Origin of the sequence: Janthinobacterium sp. LPB2021202312-11-4 (assembly GCF_037049705.1) — a bacterium.
In the GTDB taxonomy this organism is placed as follows: Bacteria; Pseudomonadota; Gammaproteobacteria; order Pseudomonadales; family Pseudomonadaceae; genus Aquipseudomonas.
Window position 1 is genome coordinate 26,260 of the sequence record NZ_JBAGKV010000014.1, and the last position, 22,898, is coordinate 49,157.

A 22,898-nucleotide genomic window follows, 5' to 3' on the forward strand; every position below is an offset into this window, starting at 1 on the left:
GTGCCCCCTTCAGGGTAGTGCCGAGTGGCCGGAATTCTGTAGCCACTTCGCACTGATAATAGTCCGAAGTCCTACGCAATGCTCGCCCAAGATCGCAATGATCTGTTACTGAATTGATCCGAATAGCTGACCGATAGTTCAAGCCAGTGCTTTCTCCTGCAACGGTGCCGCCGGATAGACCGTTTGCTGCTGTTCGATCCAGGCATTCAAGTTCGCCCCGAGCATGCCTTTGCGCCACATCAGCCACGTCGTTGCGCTGGCAAACGGCTCGGCCAACGGGTGCACTGCCACGCTTTCACGGCCCGGCAGGCTGGCGAGCATCGACTCCGACATCAGCGCTACGCCCGAGCCCGCAATCACGCAGGCGAGCATCCCCGGATAAGACTCGATCTCTATCGCCCGGCCCATGGCCGCGTGGTAATGAGCGAACCAGGCCTCCAGGCGCATCCGGTAGGAACAGCCCTGGCGAAACGTGAACACCGAGCGCCCTTCAACGTCCTGCGCGCTGAGGATGGGCGGGTGATCGGCCTCGCTGATCAGCACCAGCCGCTCGTCGCAAAACGGCACACCGTCGAGACCGGCCAGTTCCAGTGGACCGTCCACCAGCGCCGCATCGAGCCGCCCGGTGAGCAAGCCTTCAAGCAATTCGCCGCTGGGGCCGGACTGCACTTGCAGGTTCACCGCCGGATACGTGCGGTGATAACGCGCCAACAGCCCTGGGAGGTGGATAGCGGCCGTGCTGTACATGGTGCCGAGCACGAAGTCCCCCGCCGGTTGCCCGCCCTGCACCGCCGCACTGGCTTCGTCGTGCAGGGCAAACAGCTTGGCGGTGTAGTCCAGCAGGACTTTTCCCGCAGGCGATAACTGCAAACGCTGACGCTCACGCAGGAACAGTTCGACACCCAGTTGCTCTTCCAACTGTTTAAGCCGGGTCGACAGGTTCGACGGCACCCGATGCAGGCGTTCGGCAGCGCGGGTGATGGAACCCTCTTGCGCGACAGCCTGGAAAATCCGCAATTGGCTGAACTCCACACCTTTCTCCCAAGCAGAACAAGTTGCTCACTATTATTCATTTTTACAGAAAGTCAATCAGCCTTAGCCTGACGGTCATTGATCCTCTGCAGGAATTCAGACCATGCCCCCTCTGATTCGCTTAACCGCCAGCTTCATCGCTTTGATGATGGCCATGGGCATCGGGCGTTTCGCCCTGACGCCGCAACTGCCGCACCTGCTCAGCGAAGGGCAGATCGACCTGACCGCCGCCGGTCTGATTGCCGCAGCCAATTACCTGGGCTACTTCGTTGGCGCGGTGGACGCGATGTTCGCCCGGCACCATCACCATGTCCGGCTACGTTTGCTGGGTGGGTTGTGGCTGTGCGTGCTGTTGACCCTGGCATCGTTCTGGGCCAACGGTTTCTGGTCCCATCTGCTGCTGCGCTTCGGCACCGGCGTGGCCAGCGCCTGGGTGTTGGTGATGATTACCGCATTGAGTCAGCCACTGGCAGCGGCGGCCGGTCGTCCACGGCTTGGGGCGCTGGTATTTGCCGGACCGGGTCTGGGGATTTTTCTGACAGGGTTGTTGGCCTTGGGCTCACACCTGTTGGGGCAAACTTCCGCAACCTTGTGGCTGGTGTATGCCGCTGTAGCGCTGGTGATGCTGCTGGTCATCCTGCCGTTCTTGCCGCAATCGACTGCCGCAGTAACAGCACTGACCACTAATGCCTCAGGTAACCGGGGCATCGGCCGTTTAGGCGTGATCTACGGCTTGTATGGCTTGGGCTACATCATCCCGGCCACGTTCCTTTCGCAAATGGCCAACGCGCAGTTTCACGGGCAATGGATGGCGGATCTGTTCTGGCCGTTTTTCGGCCTGGCAGCGGCCATTGGCGTGGTGCTGGTGAGTCTGCGCCGGCACAACCCGAACGCCACGCGGTATTGGTTGGTCGCGACGTTGTGGATGCAAGCCGCCGGCGTGTTCGCCTGCTTGCTGGGCAGCGGCCCGGGCCTGGCGTTGGGCGTGATCCTCTGCGGCACGCCGTTCCTGGCCTGCATGCAACTGGTGATGCAACGCTCCCGGGAACTGGCGCCCCACGCCACCCAGCGCAACGCCGGGCTGCTGACCGCGTGCTTTGCCGTGGGTCAATTGGCCGGGCCGTTGCTCGCTGCGCTGAGCAGCCATTTCAGTGGCGGCTTGCAACCGGCGCTGGTGCTCGCCGGCAGCGGTTTGCTGGTCGCCGGCGGTTTGTTGCTGAGCCCGCTCAGTGCTGGCCGAGGGCTCTGCGCAAACGACGGCGCACCCACTGTTCGGCGCTGACAAAGGTGATGCCGAGCAACACCAGCACCGCGCCGACCACGAAGTTCAGGCTCAGGTCTTCGCCTAGCAACACCACGCCGAACGTGACGCCGAACAGCGGCGTCATAAACGAAAACACCGCCAGGTTTGCCGCCAGATAGCGGCGCAGCAGCCAGAACCAGGTCAGGTAACTGAAGAACGACACCACCAACCCCTGGAACAACACGCTGGCCACCGCGATGGTGGTCAGGCTGACGTGGGTCACCTGACCGCTAAGGACGGCGATCAGCAACAGGCCGACAAAACCGACCATCAGTTGATAGAACAGGGTCAGGGTCACCGGTGCTTCCGACAACCGCGAAGCACGCACCACCACAGTGGTTGCGCCCCATGAGGCGCCGGCCAGTACGCCCAAGGCATCGCCCATCAGCATGCGGTGGTCGAGGTTGTCCCAGGACACTCCGCCGGCAAACGCGATGGTGATGCCGACAAAAGCGAGAAAAATCCCCAGCCATTGCACCGGCCGTAAACGCTCGCTCGGCAATAGCCAATGAACGCCCAACGCAGTGAAGATCGGTGCGGTGTAGAGGAACACCGACATATGCGCCGCCGTGGTCAGTTGCAAGCCTTCGGAAATAAAGAAGAACTCCAGACCAAACAGCGCACCGGCCAGTAGTCCACCGCGCCACGTATGGCTCACCTGATCCCAACCGCCCTTCCAGCAGATCAGAAGTCCTACAAGCAAAGCGGAAATGCCCGAGCGCCCGGCGGCTTGCATGACCGGCGCAATGTCCGGTGCCGCCCACTTGATCATCACTTGCTGCACGCCCCAGATCAGGCACAACCCGAGCATCACTTGCAGGGCAAACCCATCGGCGCTACGCCGGGTGGCGCTCACCGGAACACCTCGACAACACAATTCATGGCAGTGACTCGACAGTAAAAGCAAAGCCCCCGACTCAAAATCGGGGGCAAAAAAACAGGCTGTCGATTATCAACCAGATGGCCAGGAAATGCGGCCTATAAGAGGTATATCGGTTAAAGACAAACCCTGTGGGAGCGGGCTTGCTCGCGAAAGCGTCGTATCAGTTAATAGAAATGTTGACTGAAACACCGCTTTCGCGAGCAAGCCCGCCCCCACCGGGTATTGCATCATCCTGCCGAGACTACCGCGACCGTCGGCCGACTTTGCTCGCGCCAGGCCAGGAGGGCATAAATCGCGCCGCCGAGGAAACACCCGGTGAACCAGGCAAAGTTGGCCATCGGTTGCAGCACCGGCGTGAAGGTAATCGCCACGCCCATCAGCGTTGCAGGAATCAGTGCCTTCACCGCCGTCCAGTTGACCCCGCCGCTGTAGTAATACTTACCGCTCGGGCCGTCATCGAACAGCGCATCGACATCGATCTGCTGCTTTTTGATCAGGTAGTAATCCACCAACAGAATCCCGAACAACGGCCCGATAAACGCGGCGAGCACATCGAGGGTGTAGTGGATCACTTCCGGGTTGTTGAACAGGTTCCACGGGGTGATGAAGATCGACGCCACCGCCGCGATCATGCCGCCGGCACGCCAGCTGATTTTGCTCGGGGCAACGTTGGCGAAATCGAACGCCGGGGACACGAAGTTGGCGACGATGTTGATGCCGATGGTCGCGGTCACGAAAGCAAACGCGCCGAGCAGCACCGCCACGCTGTTGTCGATGCGCGCCACCGTGGCAATCGGGTCATGGAGCATTTCACCGAACACCGGCAAGGTGCCGGAGACAATCACCACCGTCACCAGGGAGAACGCCAGAAAATTTACCGGCAAGCCCCAGAAATTGCCGCGACGCACGTCCGCCATGCTGCGGCAGTAACGACTGAAATCGCCGAAATTCAGGGTCGGGCCGGAAAAGTACGACACCACCAGCGCCGTCGCGACGATAACCTGTCCGAACGCTTCCCAGCCAGAGAGGGATTTTTCCGCGAGGGTGAAGCTGATGTTGCTCCAGCCGGCCTTCCAGACGATCCATCCGGCGAGCATGAACATCACACCATAAACCACGGGACCGGCCCAATCGATGAAACGTCGGATCGATTCCATGCCGGTCCAGAACACCAGCGCTTGAACGAACCACAAGCTGAGGAAACCGAACCAGCCGAGGTAGGACAAACCGGCAAAATGCGGTTCGGCGTAGGCCGCCATTGCAGGAAAAAACCGCAGCACCACGATGATCAGGGCACTGGAGGCCAGGTACGTCTGAATCCCGTACCAGGCGACGGCGATAAGGCCGCGAATGACTGCAGGAATATTCGCCCCGAACACGCCGAAGGCGAGCCGACAGATCACCGGATACGGCACCGCCGCTTGTTGGCTCGGTTTGGCCACCAGGTTGGCGATCAGTTGCACGATGCAGATCCCGCCGAGCAACGCGATCAACACCTGCCAACTGGCCAGCCCCAAGGCGAACAGGCTGGCGGCAAACACATAGCCGCCGACGCTGTGCACGTCGCTCATCCAGAAAGCGAAGATGTTGTACCAATTCCATTTCTGCGGCAGCGGCCCCAGGTCCTGGTTATACAGGCGGGGGCTGTAGCCGTTGGGCACTTGCTCGGTCATCGCGGGGGCTCCTCGTCAGTACCGGCCCACCACACTGCGTACGGGAGCCGACATCATTTGTATACGAGTTACTACGCAGAATGCGTGCCATAGGCGCAAAAGGTGTGACAGATCGGGCTGTCAGTGCTCAGCAGGCCCTGGTTTCAGAGCCTTGCGCAAAGGGATATTGCCCATGAACAGGGCATTCGCGCCTGCAAACGGTGCAGGCGGTACTGTATACAACTGTTCCAACACTACGCCTTGCGCGCAGCGAAATAACCCACAGTGCACGCGACTGCCGTGGCAAAGGTGCCCCAAGCCATGTCCATCAGCGCCAACGACGCCGACCACCCGTGCAGCGTCGCCCAGTTACTCAAGTCATACGTGCCGTAAGCCACCAATCCCAGCAACGCACCCAAACGGCAAGCGCGCTGCCAGGAGCTCGCGGGCAACACCACGAACACCACGCAACCGATGACATAAAGGAGATAGAACACCGCTGCCGGAGCCAGCAACGGTTGATCGAGCATCAACGATCCGAGCAGCGCCCGGTAAGTCGGCGCCATCAGCACGCCGAGCCAGAGGCCATCGAGCACTAGAAACGCCAGCAAGGTGCCGGCGTAGGCGAACAGCATTTTCTTCATGACACCCGACCTCAAGTGAACCCGCGTAGGAGCTGTCGCAGGCTGCGATCTTTTGACTTTTATAAGATCAAGGTCAAAAGATCGCAGTCTGCGGCAGCTCCTACATGGGCCTGCGCGAGGTCAGCTTAGTTCAATGCGATCCGCATGAATGACGATCTGGCCGTTCTTGTACAACGCGCCAATGGCCTTCTTGAAGTTGCCTTTACTGACGCCGAACATGCTGCTGATCAGGGTCGGATCGCTCTTGTCGCTGATTGGCAGCGTGCCGTTGTTGTCGCGCAACTTGGTGAGGATCTTCGAGTTCAGGCTGGTGGCCGCTTCTTCGCCGACCGGTTGCAGGCTCAGGCTGATCTTGCCGTCGGTGCGGACTTCTTTGATAAAGCCCTTCTCTTCTTTACCGGCGCGCATGAACTTGAAGATTTCGTTCTTGTGGATCAAGCCCCAATGCTTGTTGTTGATGATCGCCTTGAAGCCCATGTCGGTCGCTTCGGCCACCAGCAAATCAACTTCCTGGCCCGGGGTGTAATTGGCCGGGGTCTTGTCCAGGTAACGGTCCAAGCGAGCCGTCGCGGTGATGCGGCGGGTGTGCTTGTCGAGGTAGACGTGCACCACCACATATTCGCCGGCGGTCATCTGGCGTTTTTCTTCGGAGTACGGCAGCAACAGATCCTTCGGCAGACCCCAATCCAGGAACACGCCGATGCTGTTGACTTCAACGACTTTCAAACTGGCGAATTCACCGACCTGAACTTTCGGTGTTTCGGTAGTTGCGATGAGTTTGTCATCGCTGTCCAGATAGACAAATACGTTGAGCCAATCTTCATCTTCGCTGGGAATATCTTTAGGAATATAACGATTAGGCAGAAGGATTTCGCCGTCCGCACCACCGTCCAGATATAAACCGAAGTTAGTGTGTTTAACCACTTGCAAACTGTTGTAGCGCCCGACTAAAGCCATTTCCAATACCCTCATTGCGTGGGCGGCATTCTACCCGGTTTTACGGGCCGCGTTCGCCGGCCGGCCCGGTGGCGCGAGAAAATCCTCTGCACGCCTTAATTTTCCTGGGTTGATCGGTGGGCTCCTGGCCGCTCGTCAGACCGATTCAGCGCCCTTGGCCAGCATCCGTCGATGCAAAACAGTCCCTTGATCGCCCGCTCTTCTTATTTAAAACAGCAGCTTAGCCAACTATTTCGAACAATAAGTTGTGAATATTCGAGTGATGGCCCCGGTTATTTCAGGGGGATATTTACCAAGCAATTGTCAAGTATTTCCTGTACGATGCCTGGCCAAGTTAATTTTCTACAGGTTAATGGCCGCCATGCGTGTAAAAGCATCCAACAGCAAAGCAAAGCCAGCTCCAGCCGTTGAAACCAGCGAATCGATCAACAACCAGATTGCTGCGTTCCTCAAGTCCGGTGGCGAGATCCAGCAAATTGCCAAAGGCGTCAGCGGCCAGACATTCGGTCCGTCGAAGCAAATCACGCTCGGCAAAAAGTAACACCTGCTTTAACTGGTCCGTAAGCGCTTTGAGCTTCGAAGCGCTTGGACTGGAACCTCTCCCGCACCACCCAGCAAACCCCATCAAAATTCCAGAAATCGACGAACGGCCTTCGATGCCGAGCATTCGCCGGTATGCTTGCACACGTCTAGATTAAGCGTTTCAGCAGCCTTTCGATTACGGCTCCCTCGCTGGTCATGGAGTGACCCATGTTCAAACCCTCCTGTTTATTACTCGGCAGCCTTCTCCTGTCGTCCTCGATCGCCAACGCGCAAATCTTCCAGCGCGAATTGGGCGACTTCGACCTCAAACTCGGCACAACTCCCAGCCGCAGCATGGCCCAGGGGCTGGTCAAGCCCGCCAGCACCGGCTCATTCCATGGCGGCCTGGACTTGAGCCACGACAGCGGCTTCTACGTTGGCCAATGGTCACCGAGCGCAGGGCTCAGCCCAGGCAGCAATCTGGAAGTCGATTCCTACCTCGGTTTTAAACACCCCTTCGATAAAACCCTCGGCTACGAAGTCGGCATGATCCATTACAGCTATCCGAAAGTGGACACCCTCGACAGCCAGGAGCTGTTCGGTGGCCTGACCTTTCTCGGCAGCCGTTTCGGCGCCGCGTTCAGCAACGACCCGGATAAACAGAACAGCACCGTGTTCGCCGACCTGGGCGGCAATCAACCGTTCGGCATCGGGATCAGCATGAAGTACACCACCCACCAGCTCAATTCGCCGGTGTCGGTGGACGGTGGCTCCATCGGCAGTTTCAACGACTGGTCGCTGCAACTGTCCCGCGCGTTCATGGGCATCGACCTGGACCTGATCTACAGCGACTCAAACCTCAGCGGCAGCGACTGCACCGCCTACTCCGGGCACAACAGCCAGTGCGACGGGCTGGTCACGCTCAAGGCCGAACGCGCCTTTTATTGATCGGCTTGAACTGCCGGGCTTATCTTGCGCTCACATAGAGACCCCATCAAAGAAGCCAGGTCTTCGCAAGGACTCGCACCATGTCGCGCTGGTTGAAACGCATCGCCGTCCTCATCACCATCACCCTCGCCCTGGGCGCCTGCAGCCGTGTCGGGCTGGCGTATCGCAACCTCGACGTGATCATTCCGTGGACACTCAGCGACTACCTGGACATGAACGGCGAGCAAAAAGGCTGGTTCAACGAACGCCTCAAGGAACACCTGAGCTGGCACTGCACCACCCAACTGCCGGGCTACCTGGATTGGCTGGACCGCTTGCAGGCGATGGTCGAAACCAATCAGGTCACCGACGCGGCGCTCCAGGCCCGCACTGAGGAGGCCAAACAAGCCATTGCCCAGACCGCCAGGGAAATCACCCCGTCGGCCATCGAATTGTTGCAGGGGCTGAACGACCAGCAAGTGGCGGAAATGAACGATGCCTTCGCCAAAGACCAGCGCAAACGCCAGGACGAATACCTCAAGCCGTCCCTCGACCAGCAAATCAAGGAGCGTGGCGAGCGCATGGATAAACGCCTGAATGACTGGCTCGGCCCGCTCAGTACCACTCAACAGCAACGGGTGATGACATGGTCAACGGCCCTGGGCGACCAGAACCAGCAGTGGATCGCCAACCGCGCGCATTGGCAGAAGCAGTTCAGTGCGGCCGTTGCGCAGCGCCAGAGTGCAGAATTCCCACAGCGAATCGAGACACTTCTGGTCAATCGCGAGCGTTTATGGACGCCGGCTTACCGCGAGGCCTACGCCAACACCGAGGCTCAGGCCCGTGGGTTGCTGGTGGATTTGATAGCCGAAAGCACACCGGAACAGCGTCAGCGGTTGTTGAAGAAGATTGATGGGGTGAGGAAAGACTTCACTGATTTGAAGTGTCTGAAGGCGGTGCAGCGGGGGTAGAAGCAAGATCAAAAGATCGCAGCCTTCGGCAGCTCCTACAGGTGTACACAAAACACCGTAGGAGCTGCCGAAGGCTGCGATCTTTTTGCCGTCAGGCAATCTGCGCTTTGGACGCCACCTGATCAAACGTCCCTTCATCCAGCGCATCCGCCTGCTCGTCCAGCACCTGCCGCGGATGGTCATTACCCGGAATGCTGCTGTCGATCAGGCTCAACAGACTCGAGCCCCGCGCCGTCAAAATGTAATTGGAGCCATTGCCGCCCTGGTCCTCTGGCCGTGGCTCGATGTAGCCACGGGTCAGCAGCAGCTTTTCATATTCGCCGGCCACCGCTTTAAGGTGATCGAGGTTTTCAATCGGCTCGCCCGCCGCTGCTTTTGCGGCCGCGTATTGCTCGGCATAGGGCCGGGGCGTAAAGCTGTGGCCGGCACTGTTTTGCGCTTCATGCAGCAAGCGCTCAATCAAATCCCAGTTATAAGTCGTCATCCTGATTCAACCTCCAAGCCAGAGAGTGAGATGGCCTTCATAGGTTGTGACCGGCGTGGCGGACAGCCGTTCAGCCGAGGTGTCGGACAGCACCGACTGGCGGCATGTCGAAATCGGCACCGGTCGAACGACTAGGCTGTGTAAGACACCTCCCCGCTCCCCGCAGGAGAATTCATCATGCAAATTCAGAATCATCCGGTCGTCTCGCGAGAAGAATGGCTCGCAGCCCGTAAACAACACCTGGCCCACGAAAAAGCCTTCACCCAGGAACGCGACCGACTCAGCGCCGAACGCCGCGCCCTGCCCTGGGTGAAGATCGACAAGGACTACCGCTTCCAGAGCGAAAAAGGCGAACTGACACTGGCGGACCTGTTTGGCGGTCGCAGCCAACTGGTGATTTACCATTTCATGTTCGCCGCCGGTTGGGATGAAGGCTGCCCTGGTTGCTCGTTCCTGTCCGACCACATCGACGGCGCCAACCAGCACCTGGCCCACCATGACGTGGCCGTGGTGGCGGTTTCCCACGCGCCGCTCGCCGAATTCCAGGCTTTCAAGCGGCGCTTGGGCTGGAAATTCGACTGGATATCGTCAGACGGTTCCGATTTCAACTACGACTTTGGCGTTTCGGCCCGGGCCGAAGCCGTCGCCGCCGGAACGGCGACCTACAACTACGAAAAATCCGACGGCGCCGAGGAAGAACTCCCAGGCTTAAGCGTGTTTTATCGCAATGAAACCGGCGAAATTTTCCACACCTACTCCACCTATGCCCGGGGCCTGGACCTGCTGATTGGCGCCTACAACTACCTCGACCTCACGCCCAAGGGCCGCAATGAAGAGGAGATCATGGAATGGGTGAAACACCACGACAAATACGAAGACACGGCGTCGACCGGCTGCTGTCACGGGGGATAGCTCCGGGGGACCGAGGCGCAGCGGCCATTCGCGAGCAGGCTCGCTCCCACATTGGAATGCACTGCCCTGTGTGCGAGCTTGCTCGCGATGACGGACTAACATTCAACATCCATGGCGACTGAGATACCGCTATCGCGAGCAAGCTCGCACAAGTGATCAGGAATCCGGTGGCATCGGCTTCTTCACAAAATCCACAAACGCCCGCAACGCCGGAGCCATCTGCCGCTGATTCGGGTAGTACAGGTAAAAACCGGGAAAGGCCGGCGTCCACTCCGGCAGCAGATGCACCAGGCGCCCGGAAGTGATGTGCTCCCGAACCTGATGCTCAAACAGGTACGCAATCCCCGCGCCTTCAAGCGCCACACGGGTGAGCATCTCCGGTTCCGTGACCACCAGCGGACCCTTCACCGAAATCGCCAGCCGTTCGCCGGCACGCTCAAACTCCCAGCGATACAGACTGCCGTCCGTGGGCCAGCGATAAGACAGGCATTGATGCTCGCTCAAATCATGCGGCGTGTGCGGCGTGCCGAATTGCTCGATATACGCCGGTGAAGCCACGACCATCATTTCAAGAGGCCCGCTCAACTCCACGGCGATCATGTCCTGATCGAGGCTCTCACCCAGCCGGATGCCGACATCAAAACCACCCGCGACCATATCCACCGGACGCTCATCAGTCACGATGTCGAGACTCACGCCGGGATAAGTGTTCAGGAATGGCCCAATCAAAGGCGCAAGATAATGAACCGCCGCGACCCGTGGCGCATTGATGCGCAGTCGCCCACTGGGCGGCATGCCCGGCGTTTGCGTGACCCCGGCCAGCGCCGCATCCACCTCGTTGAGCGCCGGTTGCAGGCGCAGCAACAACCGCGCGCCGGCATCGCTTGGCGAAACACTGCGGGTGGTGCGGTTGAGAAGGCGCACATCCAGCCGCTCTTCCAGTTGGCGGATGGTCTGGCTCAACGCCGACGCCGACATCCCCAAATGAGCCGCCGCCCGCACGAAACTGCCGTGCTCGACCACCGCGACAAAGGCCCGAAGCTGGGCGTATTCACTGCCTCGCATTATGTATGGGTTCCTTAATAAGTCGTCTGGATACTAACGCATTATCAAAGCAATCCACGTTCCCGATGGTCTGAACACTTGAAAGAACTGACGCCGATGTGGCTGTAAAAGGCTGAACTTTTCACGGGGCTGAGCCCTCACCGAATAACCCGCCTTAACCGGAACTGAGGCCTGCCCATGAAAACCTTACTCAAGCTGACCCTCGCCACCACCCTCGCCTGCGCCCTGCCCGTCTGGGCTTGCACGCCCGAAGAAGCCACCGCCAAGCGCGAACAACTGGCCCAGGAAGTAGCCAAGCTCACCGAGCAAAACCCGAAGAAGGCCAAGGAGATTAACGATGAATTGCAGAAGATGGATCTGGGCACCGCCAGCGCTGATCTGCCGGACAAGTGCCAGTTGATTGATCAGCGATTGAAGGAGTTGGAGGTGGCGGATAAGAAGGCCGAGGGTTAAAAGCAAGATCAAGAGATCGCAGCCTTCGGCAGCTCCTACGCAGGTATTCGCGCACCCCCCCGCAGGAGCGGCCGAAGGCTGCGATCTTTTGACTTTTGGACGGTCAGCCCACGTCGGAAATCCGCTCAATCGCCTTGAGCAATTCACGATTGTCCCCACCCAGCGCAACGGTCGCCCGGGCCGCTGCATCGAGCAGCAAGCCGCAAGCTGTCGAGACTTTTTCCTGATTGAATCGCTCGGCGGGGCCGGACAGGGTCAGCGCCCCGGTCAATTCAAACGCCGCGTTAAACACCGGCACCGAGACTGACGCCGTCTCCGGATCTCGTTCACCAAAGGAAGAGGCCCAAAACTGCTCGCGAATCGCAGCCAGGCTCGGGTCGGACACAGCACCAAACGCCCGTAGGACTTTTCCCGACGCCCCGGCGTTAAGGGGAAACCGCGCACCTTCATGCAGGGAAACGCGCACTGCACGTTTGGGCTCGACCCGGAACAACACCACGCGGCTGTCGTTTTCCCTGACGTAAAACGAGGACGTTTCGCCGCTCGCGTCCGACAAGGCTTCCAGCAGCGGATAGATCACATCCCGCAGACGGAACGAAGTCTGATAAACCTGAGCCAGGCGCAAAGGCTCCGGCCCGACAGCGTATTGGCCATCGCCCAGGCGCCGAATGAAACCGGCCCGTTCAAGGGAGCTCATCAAGCGCAGGATGGTGCTTTTATACAGCCCGGTGCGCCGGGCAATTTCCGCCAGTGGCAGGCTGTTGCTGCCGACATCGAACGCCGAGAGGATCGCAAAGGCACGATCCACGGCCGCCACGCCGCCCTCGGCCGCAGGTGCCGAAGGCTCATCTTCCAGGGGTGATTGATTGCTCATGTTCGCTCGTGACAAAACTTCAGGACGGCGCCAGCACCGGGCTGCGCAGCGGCTACCTTAACCGTTGATCGAAGCGGCGACCACCCTGAGCACCCGTTCAGGCCGGCGACCTGATAACCCCTGCCCCGTGCAGCGCGGCGATATCGGCCCCCGTGTAACCCAACTCGGCCAGCAATTCATCGGAATGACTGCCCAACGCCGGCACATTCAGCCGCGTGCCGAAGCGCTGACCATCCATTTCAAACGGCAGCATCGGCACCGTCACCGATTGGCCGTCGGCCAGGGTTATCCGCGCCATGCCGCCGGACTCGTTCAGGTGTTTGTCGTCGAACAGGTCCTGGGGCCGCTGGATCGGTGAAAACGGCAGGCCAGCCTTTTCGCACAAGGTCATCACCTCGACTTTGCTCATGCGCGCCAGGCACTCGCGAACTTACGGCAAGATCAACTTGCGCGCCGCGACCCGCTGATTATTAGTGCTCAACAGCGGATCGCCCGCGAATGCGTCAAAGCCAAATACCTCGCAAAAACACTTCCACTGGCTGTCACTGACCACCCCAAGGAAGACCTGTTCTTCGCCCGCGCAACTGAACACATCGTAGATCGCCCAGGCCGACACACGACTCGGCATCGGTGCCGCCGGCGTGCCGGTGACCACGTTTTGCATCATGTGCTGGGCCACCAGGAACGCCGAGTTTTCGAACAATCCGGTCTGTACGAACTGGCCCTGGGCACTTTGGCTGCGCTGCAACAACGCCGCGAGAATCGAAATGGCGCTGAACATCCCGCCCATCACATCGTTGACCGACGCCCCCGCCCGCAGCGGCTGGCCGACCGGGCCGGTCATATAGGCCAGGCCGGTCATCATCTGCACCACTTCGTCCAGCGCCGTGCGATGTTCGTAAGGCCCCGGCAGGAACCCTTTCATGGAGCTGTAAATAATGTCGGGCTTGATCGCCTTGACGTCGTCATAACCCAGGCCAAGCTTTTCCATGGTGCCGGGGCGAAAGTTTTCGGTGACCACATCTGCGGTGGCGATCAGTTTCTTCACCGCCGTCATGCCTTCGGGGGTTTTCAGATCCACCGCGAAGCTTTTCTTGTTGCGGTTGTAGGTGGTCCAGTAACCAGCGCCGGAGCCCAGCAAGCGTCGGGTGTTATCACCTTGGGGGGTCGGCTCGACCTTGATCACCTCGGCGCCCAGGTCCGCCAGTACCAGACCGCAGCTCGGGCCCATGACCATGTGCACGAACTCGATGACCCGGATTCCGGCCAGTGGCAAAGGCTTTTGTGGTGGACTGAGGCTCATCGTCATACCGCCTTCTTTGCATAGTGAAAATTCTTGCCGACCCCGGCATCAGGGATGAAACCGTACAGCGGCTCGCCCGGCAGCCCCTGGCGTAGCCACTCGCGAGCGGCCACCAGCCGATCGATGTTGATACCGGTGCGCAGGCCCATGGATTCGAGCAGGTAAACCAGGTCTTCGGTAACGATGTTGCCCGACGCACCCGGCGCATAAGGACAGCCGCCGATACCGCCCTGAGAGGCGTCGATGGTGGTCACCCCGGCCTCCAGCGCCGCCAGCACATTGGCCAGGCCCTGGCCGCGGGTGTTGTGGAAATGCGCGCTGCCAGCAACGCCCGGCAACTCTTGGCGCAACCGGGTGAACAAGCGCCGGACTTGCACCGGATTGGCGTAGCCGACGGTGTCGGCCAGGCCCACTTCATCCACGCCCAACTCAGCCATGATCGTGGCCAGGCGCAGGGTGTCGTCATCCGGTACTTCGCCCTGGATCGTGCAACCAAACACCGTGGACAACCCGGCCTCAATTGCGATGTGCGGGTATTGCTCGTTGCGCAACGCAACAACGGCACGAACCTCTTGATAGACCTCGACGTGGGTCTTGCGGATGTTGGCCAGGGAATGGGGTTCACTCACCGAAATCGGCATTGTGATTTTCTGCACGCCGGCCTTGAACGCTGCTTCGGCCCCCTTGAGATTGGGCACCAGCGCGGTGACAAACAGATTTGGCAAGGTCCGCGCATACGCCACCAACTGCGCCGCATCAGCCATTTGCGGCAGCAACTTGGGTGAGACGAAAGACCCCACTTCAATTTCTCGCACCCCGGCATACACCAGGGCGGCGATCCATTTCAGCTTCAGTTCGGTCGGCATGGTGGCGGCAACACTTTGCAGCCCGTCGCGAGGCCCGACTTCGCTCACCAGAATATCGATTTCGTTCGAATGACCCATTACCAGCCCTCCTGAAACGCTACGAAACTCCCGTATTTTCGGGCACCTCGCAAGACGTTCTATCTGACAGAATATTGTTCTGTTTTTAGTATCTGTCGAGTTTCGACGACTTGTCAACGAACGGACAAAAACTTGACAGCACAAAAATTTGATCGGAAAGTTGTTCCATCAAAAGGAATGATGTTCTATCTAACAGAACGATAGAAATGACCGAGCGCTGCTTTCGCCCGCCGTCACACCCGGACAAAACCTATAAAAACGAGGGAAACCATGCTGACCCTACTCAGCTATTCGATGATCACGTGCTTCATGTACCTGGTCATGAGCAAACGCCTGTCGCCGCTGGTTGCACTGTTGCTGGTGCCGGTGGCTTTCGCCTGCCTGGGCGGATTCGCAACGACACTCGGGCCGATGATGTTCGACGGCCTGAAGATGCTGGCCCCGACCGGGGTGATGCTGACCTTTGCGATTTTGTATTTCTGCATGATGACCGACGCCGGGTTGTTCAACCCGCTGGTCAAACTGATCCTCAAAGCGGTGAAAGGCGACCCGCAGAAGATTGTGCTGGGCACTGCGATTCTGGGGATTTGCGTCGGCCTGGACGGCGACGGCGCCACCACTTACATCATCACCTGTGCCGCGCTGTTGCCGTTGTACCGGCGCACCGGCGTGCGTTTGCAAGTCATGGCCACCGTGTTGCTGCTGGCCATCGGCGTGATGAACATTCTGCCGTGGGCCGGACCGTTTTCCCGGGCGGCCAGCGCCATGCACGTGGACATCACCGAGCTGTTCGTGGCGATGCTGCCGTTGATGGCGTTCGGGCTGGTCTGGGTAATTTTCGTCGCGCTGTACCTGGGGCGACGGGAGCGGCGGCGGCTTGGCGTGGTGCAGCTCAACGGCAATGAAGGCCTGGAGCATTTCACCGAGTTTCGTCTGAACGACTGGCGCTTCCTGTTCAACGCGACGCTGACCATCGCCCTGATCGCATTGATGATGCTCGCCGTGATGCCGCCCGCCGTGTTGTTCATGCTCGCCTTCGGCATCGGCCTGGTGGTGAATTTCCCGAATCTCAAAGACCAAAAAGCGGTGATCGCCCGCCACGCCGACAACGTCATGGCCGTGACGTTGCTGATCTTTGCCGCCGGTATCTTCGTCGGGATCATGGCCGGCACCGGCATGACCAAAGCCATTTCCGACAGCCTGATCAACATCATTCCGCAATGGGCTGGCGGCTGGATGTCGCTCATTACCGCCGTCATCAGCATGCCGTTCACCTATGTACTGACCAACGACGCGTTTTATTTCGGCGTGCTGCCGATCCTCGCCGAAACCGCCAGCCACTACGGCATCAGCGGCAAGGAAATGGCCATCGCCAGCCTGATCGGCCAACCGGTGCACCTGCTCAGCCCATTGGTAGCGTCCACCTATTTGCTGTGCGGGTTGCTGGATCTGGATTATGGGGATAACCAGCGCATGACTTTGAAATGGACCATCGGCACGGTGGGGGTGATGTTGCTGGCGGCCATCGCATTGGGCTCGATTGCGGTTGTCAGGTAACGCTTGAAAGATCGCAGCCTTCGGCAGCTCCTACAGGGATCGCGTTTCACTGACAAACGCTGGACGTAAAAAAACCCGGACACTGTCCGGGTTCTTTATTGGAGTGCAATCACTCAGGTCCAACACACCCTTGCCACAGTCTTGCGGTCGTTAAGGCGCGTTATTCAGCAGCCGGCGCTTCCGGCTTGCGGCGCTTGAGCGGCGCCATGCCGTCCTTGCTGACCAGCGACAGAGCGTCGGTCTTCGGGCGGTTGGCGATTTTGCGCTTGGTCGGTGCCTTGGCGCCGGTTTTCTTCTTGTCGCCTTTGGCGTCGACTTTTTTCTTCTTCACGCCAACGGCTTTGCCCGAGGCCTTGACCTTTTTCGGTCCGCCGTAGGTGCCTTTGACTTCCTTGATGGTGCGGCGCTCGAAGCTCTGCTTGAGGTAGCGCTCGACGCTCGACATCAGGTTCCAGTCGCCGTGGCAGATCAGCGAGATGGCCAGGCCATCGTTGCCGGCACGCCCGGTACGGCCGATACGGTGAACGTATTCGTCGCCGCTGCGCGGCATGTCGAAGTTGATCACCAGGTCCAGGCCTTCCACGTCGAGGCCGCGGGCGGCAACGTCGGTGGCCACCAGGATCTTCACGCCGCCCTGCTTCAGACGATCGATCGCCAGTTTGCGATCCTTCTGGTCCTTGTCACCGTGCAGCACGAACGCTTTGTATTCCTGCGCCACCAGACGGCCGTAGATACGGTCGGCCATGGCCCGGGTGTTGGTGAACACGATGGCCTTCTGGTAGGTCTCGTTGGCCAGCAGCCAGTTCACGATCTGTTCTTTGTGCTGGTTGTGGTCAGCGGTGATGATCTGCTGACGCGTCGTGGCGTTCAGGTCGCTGACGTTGTTGAGCTGCAAGTGCTCAGGGTTGTTCAGGACTTTGGCGACCATCTCGCGCAGGCCCGAACCACCGGTAGTCGCGGAGAACAGCATGGTCTGCTGGCGGTTGGTGCACTCTGCCACCAGACGCTGCACGTCTTCGGCAAACCCCATGTCGAGCATGCGGTCGGCTTCGTCGAGGACCAGCACTTCGACTTCTTTCAAGTCGAGGTTGCCGGCGTTCAGTTGCTCGATCATCCGGCCCGGCGTACCGATCAGGATGTCCGGCACTTTGCGCAGCATGGCGGCCTGGACCTTGAAGTCTTCACCGCCGGTGATCAGGCCGGATTTGATGAACGTGTACTGGGCGAAGCGCTCGACTTCCTTGATGGTCTGCTGGGCCAACTCGCGGGTTGGCAGCAGGATCAGGGTCTTGATGCTGACGCGGACTTTTGCCGGGCCGATCAGACGGTTGAGGATCGGCAAAACGAAAGCAGCGGTTTTGCCGCTGCCGGTTTGCGCCGTCACCCGCAGGTCACGCCCTTGGAGCGCCAGCGGAATAGCCGCTGCTTGCACTGGCGTTGGCTCGACAAATTTAAGCTCGGCCACGGCTTTGAGCAGGCGTTCGTGCAGGGCGAATTGGGAAAACACGGGTGCTACCTCGAAGAAATACAAAAAAACAGCTGCATAGGGTAACGGTTTCGAGCGCCGAGGCCGAGTTTCTTTATGCAATCGACAGTAAACAGTGGCTTTTTTGTTGCCTGATTTGTCTCCAAACGTCATCCGTAACGTCTTAAATGCTCTAATCGCCCCGTCGCAACCCACAGAAGAACCGTTTTCGCCCATGGATATCAAACAGCTCTGGCTCAATGCCCAAGACCTTTGGGGCGCCCTCGACCAGCACCCGCTCCTGCATTCCAGCCTGGCGCTGGTCCTGCTACTGGTGGTGGCGCTGGTCCTCGGACGAGTGGCGCGCTACCTCATTCTGCACGCAACCAAAATGCTCGGCCGCCAACCGGCGCTGCACTGGGTCAACGACTTGCGGCACAACAAGGTCTTTCATCGGCTGGCGCAGATGACGCCGTCGCTGGTGATCCAATTCGGCCTCTACCTGGTGCCGGAGTTGAGCAAGACCAGCCGGATCTTCCTCGGCAACGTCGCCCTGTCATTCACCATTCTGTTCCTGCTGCTGGCGGCCAGTGCGCTGCTCAGCGCCCTGCTGGACATCTACGCCCGCACCGAACACGCCCGTACCCGCTCGATCAAAGGCTACGTGCAACTGACGAAAATGGTCTTGTACGTGCTCGGCGCCATCATCATCGTCGCCACGTTGATCGACCGTTCGCCGCTGTTGCTGCTTTCGGGTCTGGGCGCGATGTCGGCGGTGATTCTGTTGGTCTACAAGGACACCCTGCTGTCGTTCGTCGCCAGCGTGCAACTGACCAGCAACGACATGTTGCGGGTCGGCGACTGGATCGAGATGCCGCAGGTCGGCGCTGATGGTGACGTGGTGGACATCACGCTGCACACGGTCAAGGTGCAGAATTTCGACAAGACGATTGTGTCGATTCCGACCTGGCGCCTGATGTCCGAGTCGTTCAAGAACTGGCGCGGCATGCAGCAATCCGGTGGGCGACGGATCAAGCGCAGCCTGTTCATCGATGCCAGCGGCGTGCGGTTTGTGCGCGATGACGAAGAGTCGAAACTGGCCCAGGTGCACCTGCTGACCGATTACATCAGCCGCAAACAGGCCGAACTCAAGGCCTGGAACGAAGCCCAGGGCAATGTTGCGGCGATGTCGGCCAACCGTCGGCGCATGACCAATATCGGGACTTTCCGCGCCTACGCGTTGGCGTATCTGAAAAGCCACCCGGAAATCCAGCCAAACATGACCTGCATGGTCCGCCAGATGCAGACCACCGCCCAAGGCATCCCGCTGGAAATCTACTGCTTCACCCGCACCACGGCGTGGGCCGATTACGAGCGGATTCAGGGCGATATCTTCGATTACCTGCTGGCGGTGTTGCCGGAGTTTGGCTTGAGCCTTTACCAGCAGCCGAGTGGCGGGGATTTGCGCGCCGGGCTGCTGCCGGCGGTGCTCGGCGCCAGCCACATCCCCGAGCCCGAAAAACACATCATGTAACCCCCCGTAGGAGCTGCCGCAGGCTGCGATCTTTTGATCTTGATCTTAAAAAAAGCAAGATCAAAAGATCGCAGCCTTCGGCAGCTCCTACGCAGGTTTCGCCTGTTGTTTGATACCCAACCGACTGATCCAGACCGCCAGCAAAATCACCGACCCACCGAGCAACAGCCGCCCCAACTCTTCATGCTGATTCCAGATCAGCAAATTGATCAGCAACCCCACGGGCACGTGCAGGTTGTTCATCACCGCCAGCGTCCCGCCATTGACCAGGCACGCGCCTTTGTTCCACCAGTACAGCCCCAACGCCGTGGAAACCAGGCCGAGGAACACCAGCACGCCCCATTGCAGCGGCGCTTCGGGCAGAAAGTTGTGTTTGCCGAACAGCAAAAACGCCGGCAACGCCACCGCCAATGCACCGAGATAGAAGTAGCCGAAGCGCCGGTAATGCGGCAGATCGCTCGGATGGCGGGCCACCAGATGCTTATAAAGCACCTGCCCGGCGGCGTAGGTGAAGTTGGCCAGTTGCAGCAGCAGGAAGCCCATGAAGAAGTCCGGGTTGATCCGGTCGTAGCGAATCACCACAGCCCCCAGCACCGCCACCAATGCCGCGATCAAGGCCCAGGGATTGAAACGCCGGTTCAGCGCATCCTCGATCAGCGTCACGTGCAGCGGCGTGAGGATGGTGAACAGCAAAACCTCCGGCACGGTCAGCACCCGGAAGCTCAGGTACAGGCAGACGTACGTCACGCCGAACTGCAACGCGCCGATCAGCAGCATGCCGCGCATGAATGCAGGTTCAACCGAGCGCCAGCGGGTCAACGGGATAAACACCAGCCCGGCCAGCAACACCCGCACCAGCACCGCAAAGTAGCTGTCGACATGACCGGCCAGGTATTCACCGATCAAACTGAAGGAAAACGCCTGGATCAGCGTGACAAAAAGTAGATAGCCCATGCTCGCCTCGTTTCGAATGGCGGCGACGATAGCGGGTTTTGCCCTTCACTGCGAACCCTCAGCCAACCCACGCCCCGTAGGAGCTGTCGAGTGGAACGAGGCTGCGATCTGTTAAAGATCAAAAGATCGCAGCCTCGTTCCACTCGACAGCTCCTACGGGGGATTGCGTGAACCAGAGAAATTCCGGGCAAAAAAAAGCCCGATCTCGCTAAAGCGTTCAATCGGGCTACACACTCAGGAGCAACAAGTGCAAAGGGAGGTTCGATGCGCGTACAGGCTTGAAGGGTTGCGCCAGGTCACTAGACCATCTGGTGATTATCTGGCGATTAACGGATCAGGCGACTTGGGAGAGCTTGGCGTTGGCCTGGTTCAGGCCCTTCTCCTGGAAGTCACCGCCCAGGTTCATGCCCTCCGCGTGAATAAAGGTCACGTCGTGGATACCGATGAAGCCCATGACCTGACGCAGGTACGGTTCCTGGTGATCCGCCGGGCCACCGGCATAGATCCCGCCGCGAGCGGTCAGCACGTAAGCACGCTTGCCACTGAGCAGGCCTTGGGGGCCGGTGTCGGTGTACTTGAAGGTCACGCCGGCACGCAGCACGTGGTCGAGCCAGGCTTTAAGGGTGCTCGGGATTGCGAAGTTGTACATCGGCGCAGCCATGACCAACACATCAGCGGCCAGCAGTTCGTCGGTCAACTGATTGGAGCGGTCCAGGGAAGCCTGTTCGATGTCGTTGCGTTGTTCGGCCGGTTTCATCCAGCCGCCGAGCAGGTTGATATCCAGGTGCGGCACCGGATTGATGGCCAAGTCACGGATGGTGATCGTGTCCGCCGGGTGTGCAGTCTTCCATTGGCTGATGAAGGTCTGGGTCAACTGGCGGGAAACCGAGTCTTGCTGACGGGCGCTGCTTTCGATGATCAGAACGCGTGACATGGGATGTAGGCTCCATCTGAGAATGCTGTAAGGCGATGGAGTGGAGATTAAACAGAGTCATATCGATGAAAAAGCGCAAATAACTGCTATAACGCATCGATAAATTCGTTTATAAGCTGAGCACACCCTGTACCTGTAGGAGCGAGGCTTGCCCGCGAAGGGGTCGTTTCATTCAACATCGGCGTCGACTGGTGCACCGCCTTCGCAGGCAAGCCTCACTCCTACAGGGTTCCAACTCATTTAGGCGTGCAGGTCAGGTCGATACGCATCTTGATAATGGTGCGGGTGAACTTGGCCGTGGCATAGCTGTGTTTGCCGGCGGGCACGTCGACCCTGCGGGTACGCGGCGCCTCGGGGCCATTGTTGAAGACGACCTTGCAGCTCGCATCGGTGGTGCCGTAGTTGTTGACCTGAATGGAGGCGATGTCGTTGTCCGTGTCGGACGCGTTGTAGTCAATGCTCAAGCCGTTCAGGGTTTTCTGGACATCGATCGGATAGGCAAACGCCGTCAGCGGCAACATCGCGAGCAGCACACAACAGAATTTTTTCATTCGGCAGTCTCCAATAAGGACTGCCAGCTTAGGACAAGAGGAGCTCATCATGAAAGCGCCCCGCGTGACCCTTGATCAATGGCGAACGTTACAAGCCGTGGTCGATCACGGTGGTTTCGCCCAGGCCGCCGAAGCGCTGCACCGCTCGCAATCGTCGGTCAGCTACACCGTGGCGCGCATGCAGGACCAACTCGGCGTGCCGCTGCTGCGCATCGACGGGCGTAAAGCCGTGCTCACCGAGGCCGGCGGCGTATTGCTGCGCCGCTCCCGGCAACTGGTGAAACAGGCCAGCCAACTGGAAGACCTGGCCCATCACATGGAGCAAGGCTGGGAAGCGGAAGTGCGACTGGTGGTCGATGCCGCTTACCCGAGCGCCCGCCTCGTGCGCGCCTTGACCGCGTTCATGCCGCAAAGCCGTGGCTGCCGCGTGCGCTTGCGTGAAGAAGTGTTGTCGGGGGTGGAAGAAGTCCTGCTCGAAGGCGTGGCCGATCTGGCCATCACCGGTTTCAGCATTCCCGGCTACCTTGGCGCGGAATTGAGCGACGTCGAATTCGTCGCCGTCGCCCACCCCGAACACCCGCTGCATCGCCTGAACCGCGAACTGAATTTCCAGGACCTGGAAACCCAGATGCAAGTGGTGATCCGCGACTCCGGCCGCCAGCAGCCACGGGACGTCGGCTGGCTCGGCGCCGAACAGCGCTGGACCGTCGGCAGCTTGGCCACCGCCGCCACATTCGTCAGCAGCGGGTTGGGTTTCGCCTGGTTGCCCCGGCACATGATCGAACGGGAATTGAAGGAAGGCACGCTCAAGCTGCTACCGTTGGACCAGGGCGGCAGCCGCAACCCGAGCTTCTATTTGTATTCGAACAAGGACAAACCCCTGGGCCCGGCGACGCAAATCCTCATCGAACTGCTGCGCACCTTTGACACCGCGCCGCTGGATGCGCCCTTCGCCGCCCCTGAACAAGCCTGATAAG

At 59.5% G+C, this 22,898-nt stretch carries 22 protein-coding genes and 1 pseudogene; 9 read left to right on the forward strand and 14 right to left on the reverse strand.

Annotated features, from left to right (window positions below):
- Nucleotides 1–138: 138 nt before the first annotated feature.
- Nucleotides 139–1,032, reverse strand: a complete 894-nt coding sequence (gene ptrR / locus V5E99_RS16185; RefSeq protein WP_499803333.1) for a putrescine utilization regulator PtrR — start codon at nt 1,030–1,032, stop codon at nt 139–141.
- A 103-nt stretch (nt 1,033–1,135) separates the two neighbouring features.
- Between ptrR and V5E99_RS16190 the strand changes: the two genes are divergently transcribed.
- Nucleotides 1,136–2,314 (forward strand): MFS transporter, encoded by a 1,179-nt coding sequence (locus tag V5E99_RS16190; RefSeq protein ID WP_499803334.1) that lies wholly within the window; start codon nt 1,136–1,138, stop codon nt 2,312–2,314.
- Here V5E99_RS16190 and V5E99_RS16195 read toward each other — a convergent pair.
- The 4 genes from V5E99_RS16195 to V5E99_RS16210 form a co-directional block, all read right to left on the reverse strand.
- On the reverse strand, nt 2,259–3,191 hold the full coding sequence (locus V5E99_RS16195) for a DMT family transporter (protein WP_499803335.1): 933 nt from the start codon (nt 3,189–3,191) through the stop codon (nt 2,259–2,261). The genes V5E99_RS16190 and V5E99_RS16195 overlap by 56 nt on opposite strands.
- Nucleotides 3,192–3,445: 254 nt before the next feature.
- Nucleotides 3,446–4,891, reverse strand: coding sequence for an NCS1 family nucleobase:cation symporter-1 (locus V5E99_RS16200; RefSeq protein ID WP_499803336.1), 1,446 nt, complete (start codon nt 4,889–4,891; stop codon nt 3,446–3,448).
- A gap of 233 nt (nt 4,892–5,124) precedes the next feature.
- A complete protein-coding gene (locus V5E99_RS16205; protein WP_499803337.1) occupies nt 5,125–5,514 on the reverse strand; it encodes a DUF2177 family protein in 390 nt (129 codons plus the stop codon).
- Nucleotides 5,515–5,634: 120 nt separating this feature from the next.
- Nucleotides 5,635–6,471: a CvfB family protein gene (locus V5E99_RS16210; protein WP_403018003.1), complete on the reverse strand. Its 837-nt coding sequence runs from the start codon at nt 6,469–6,471 to the stop codon at nt 5,635–5,637.
- 361 nt (nt 6,472–6,832) lie between these two features.
- On the opposite strand from V5E99_RS16210, the gene V5E99_RS16215 reads away from it, so the two are divergent.
- The 3 genes from V5E99_RS16215 to V5E99_RS16225 all read left to right on the forward strand — a co-directional run bounded on the left by V5E99_RS16215 (nt 6,833) and on the right by V5E99_RS16225 (nt 8,891).
- A complete protein-coding gene (locus V5E99_RS16215; RefSeq protein WP_007946007.1) occupies nt 6,833–7,012 on the forward strand; it encodes a PFL_1563 family small protein in 180 nt (59 codons plus the stop codon).
- A 209-nt stretch (nt 7,013–7,221) separates the two neighbouring features.
- Nucleotides 7,222–7,941: a TorF family putative porin gene (locus tag V5E99_RS16220; RefSeq protein ID WP_499803338.1), complete on the forward strand. Its 720-nt coding sequence runs from the start codon at nt 7,222–7,224 to the stop codon at nt 7,939–7,941.
- An 80-nt stretch (nt 7,942–8,021) separates the two neighbouring features.
- Nucleotides 8,022–8,891 (forward strand): DUF6279 family lipoprotein, encoded by an 870-nt coding sequence (locus V5E99_RS16225; RefSeq protein ID WP_499803339.1) that lies wholly within the window; start codon nt 8,022–8,024, stop codon nt 8,889–8,891.
- Nucleotides 8,892–8,982: 91 nt separating this feature from the next.
- Here V5E99_RS16225 and V5E99_RS16230 read toward each other — a convergent pair whose 3' ends face one another.
- The gene (locus tag V5E99_RS16230) at nt 8,983–9,375 is read right to left on the reverse strand and encodes a hypothetical protein (RefSeq protein ID WP_499803340.1); all 393 of its coding nucleotides are present in this window, start codon (nt 9,373–9,375) and stop codon (nt 8,983–8,985) included.
- A 183-nt stretch (nt 9,376–9,558) separates the two neighbouring features.
- Between V5E99_RS16230 and V5E99_RS16235 the strand changes: the two genes are divergently transcribed.
- On the forward strand, nt 9,559–10,287 hold the full coding sequence (locus tag V5E99_RS16235) for a DUF899 domain-containing protein (protein WP_499803454.1): 729 nt from the start codon (nt 9,559–9,561) through the stop codon (nt 10,285–10,287).
- A gap of 156 nt (nt 10,288–10,443) precedes the next feature.
- Here the strand turns inward: V5E99_RS16235 and V5E99_RS16240 are convergent, their stop codons facing one another.
- A complete protein-coding gene (locus V5E99_RS16240; protein ID WP_499803341.1) occupies nt 10,444–11,352 on the reverse strand; it encodes a LysR family transcriptional regulator in 909 nt (302 codons plus the stop codon).
- Nucleotides 11,353–11,529: 177 nt separating this feature from the next.
- On the opposite strand from V5E99_RS16240, the gene V5E99_RS16245 reads away from it, so the two are divergent.
- On the forward strand, nt 11,530–11,805 hold the full coding sequence (locus V5E99_RS16245; protein WP_499803342.1) for a hypothetical protein: 276 nt from the start codon (nt 11,530–11,532) through the stop codon (nt 11,803–11,805).
- Between the two features lie 103 nt (nt 11,806–11,908).
- Here V5E99_RS16245 and V5E99_RS16250 read toward each other — a convergent pair whose 3' ends face one another.
- The 3 genes and pseudogenes from V5E99_RS16250 to V5E99_RS16260 form a co-directional block, all read right to left on the reverse strand.
- A complete protein-coding gene (locus V5E99_RS16250) occupies nt 11,909–12,679 on the reverse strand; it encodes an IclR family transcriptional regulator (protein WP_499803343.1) in 771 nt (256 codons plus the stop codon).
- A 97-nt stretch (nt 12,680–12,776) separates the two neighbouring features.
- Nucleotides 12,777–13,982, reverse strand: a pseudogene (locus V5E99_RS16255) (CaiB/BaiF CoA transferase family protein).
- A gap of 2 nt (nt 13,983–13,984) precedes the next feature.
- On the reverse strand, nt 13,985–14,926 hold the full coding sequence (locus V5E99_RS16260; RefSeq protein WP_499803344.1) for a hydroxymethylglutaryl-CoA lyase: 942 nt from the start codon (nt 14,924–14,926) through the stop codon (nt 13,985–13,987).
- A gap of 270 nt (nt 14,927–15,196) precedes the next feature.
- Between V5E99_RS16260 and V5E99_RS16265 the strand changes: the two genes are divergently transcribed.
- Nucleotides 15,197–16,483, forward strand: coding sequence for a CitMHS family transporter (locus V5E99_RS16265; protein ID WP_499803345.1), 1,287 nt, complete (start codon nt 15,197–15,199; stop codon nt 16,481–16,483).
- A gap of 160 nt (nt 16,484–16,643) precedes the next feature.
- Here V5E99_RS16265 and V5E99_RS16270 read toward each other — a convergent pair whose 3' ends face one another.
- Nucleotides 16,644–17,990: a DEAD/DEAH box helicase gene (locus V5E99_RS16270; RefSeq protein ID WP_499803346.1), complete on the reverse strand. Its 1,347-nt coding sequence runs from the start codon at nt 17,988–17,990 to the stop codon at nt 16,644–16,646.
- Between the two features lie 193 nt (nt 17,991–18,183).
- Here V5E99_RS16270 and V5E99_RS16275 point away from each other — a divergent pair, with 193 nt between their 5' ends.
- Nucleotides 18,184–19,482, forward strand: coding sequence for a mechanosensitive ion channel family protein (locus V5E99_RS16275; RefSeq protein WP_499803347.1), 1,299 nt, complete (start codon nt 18,184–18,186; stop codon nt 19,480–19,482).
- Between the two features lie 87 nt (nt 19,483–19,569).
- On the opposite strand, the gene V5E99_RS16280 is transcribed toward V5E99_RS16275, so the two are convergent.
- From V5E99_RS16280 to V5E99_RS16290, 3 genes are all read right to left on the reverse strand, one after another.
- Nucleotides 19,570–20,436 carry a carboxylate/amino acid/amine transporter gene (locus V5E99_RS16280; RefSeq protein WP_499803348.1) on the reverse strand — a complete coding sequence of 289 codons (867 nt, stop codon included), beginning with the start codon at nt 20,434–20,436 and terminating at the stop codon, nt 19,570–19,572.
- 334 nt (nt 20,437–20,770) lie between these two features.
- Nucleotides 20,771–21,370 carry an FMN-dependent NADH-azoreductase gene (locus tag V5E99_RS16285; protein ID WP_499803349.1) on the reverse strand — a complete coding sequence of 200 codons (600 nt, stop codon included), beginning with the start codon at nt 21,368–21,370 and terminating at the stop codon, nt 20,771–20,773.
- A 236-nt stretch (nt 21,371–21,606) separates the two neighbouring features.
- Nucleotides 21,607–21,921, reverse strand: a complete 315-nt coding sequence (locus V5E99_RS16290) for a hypothetical protein (RefSeq protein ID WP_499803350.1) — start codon at nt 21,919–21,921, stop codon at nt 21,607–21,609.
- A 49-nt stretch (nt 21,922–21,970) separates the two neighbouring features.
- On the opposite strand from V5E99_RS16290, the gene V5E99_RS16295 reads away from it, so the two are divergent.
- Complete coding sequence (locus V5E99_RS16295) at nt 21,971–22,894, forward strand: PA3225 family LysR-type transcriptional regulator (protein ID WP_403099186.1); 924 nt, start codon at nt 21,971–21,973, stop codon at nt 22,892–22,894.
- The last annotated feature ends 4 nt before the right edge of the window (nt 22,895–22,898 follow it).

Bases quoted from the DNA above. Each gene is read 5' to 3' on its own strand.
- V5E99_RS16205 (WP_499803337.1), bottom strand. From the start codon at position 5,514: ATGAAGAAAATGCTGTTCGCCTACGCCGGCACCTTGCTGGCGTTTCTA.
- V5E99_RS16220 (WP_499803338.1), top strand. From the start codon at position 7,222: ATGTTCAAACCCTCCTGTTTATTACTCGGCAGCCTTCTCCTGTCGTCC.
- V5E99_RS16260 (WP_499803344.1), bottom strand. From the start codon at position 14,926: ATGGGTCATTCGAACGAAATCGATATTCTGGTGAGCGAAGTCGGGCCT.
- V5E99_RS16265 (WP_499803345.1), top strand. From the start codon at position 15,197: ATGCTGACCCTACTCAGCTATTCGATGATCACGTGCTTCATGTACCTG.
- V5E99_RS16285 (WP_499803349.1), bottom strand. From the start codon at position 21,370: ATGTCACGCGTTCTGATCATCGAAAGCAGCGCCCGTCAGCAAGACTCG.
- V5E99_RS16295 (WP_403099186.1), top strand. From the start codon at position 21,971: ATGAAAGCGCCCCGCGTGACCCTTGATCAATGGCGAACGTTACAAGCC.
- V5E99_RS16225 (WP_499803339.1), top strand. From the start codon at position 8,022: ATGTCGCGCTGGTTGAAACGCATCGCCGTCCTCATCACCATCACCCTC.
- V5E99_RS16250 (WP_499803343.1), bottom strand. From the start codon at position 12,679: ATGAGCAATCAATCACCCCTGGAAGATGAGCCTTCGGCACCTGCGGCC.
- V5E99_RS16290 (WP_499803350.1), bottom strand. From the start codon at position 21,921: ATGAAAAAATTCTGTTGTGTGCTGCTCGCGATGTTGCCGCTGACGGCG.
- V5E99_RS16245 (WP_499803342.1), top strand. From the start codon at position 11,530: ATGAAAACCTTACTCAAGCTGACCCTCGCCACCACCCTCGCCTGCGCC.
- V5E99_RS16275 (WP_499803347.1), top strand. From the start codon at position 18,184: ATGGATATCAAACAGCTCTGGCTCAATGCCCAAGACCTTTGGGGCGCC.
- V5E99_RS16200 (WP_499803336.1), bottom strand. From the start codon at position 4,891: ATGACCGAGCAAGTGCCCAACGGCTACAGCCCCCGCCTGTATAACCAG.
- V5E99_RS16190 (WP_499803334.1), top strand. From the start codon at position 1,136: ATGCCCCCTCTGATTCGCTTAACCGCCAGCTTCATCGCTTTGATGATG.
- V5E99_RS16215 (WP_007946007.1), top strand. From the start codon at position 6,833: ATGCGTGTAAAAGCATCCAACAGCAAAGCAAAGCCAGCTCCAGCCGTT.
- V5E99_RS16210 (WP_403018003.1), bottom strand. From the start codon at position 6,471: ATGGCTTTAGTCGGGCGCTACAACAGTTTGCAAGTGGTTAAACACACT.
- V5E99_RS16280 (WP_499803348.1), bottom strand. From the start codon at position 20,436: ATGGGCTATCTACTTTTTGTCACGCTGATCCAGGCGTTTTCCTTCAGT.
- V5E99_RS16240 (WP_499803341.1), bottom strand. From the start codon at position 11,352: ATGCGAGGCAGTGAATACGCCCAGCTTCGGGCCTTTGTCGCGGTGGTC.
- V5E99_RS16230 (WP_499803340.1), bottom strand. From the start codon at position 9,375: ATGACGACTTATAACTGGGATTTGATTGAGCGCTTGCTGCATGAAGCG.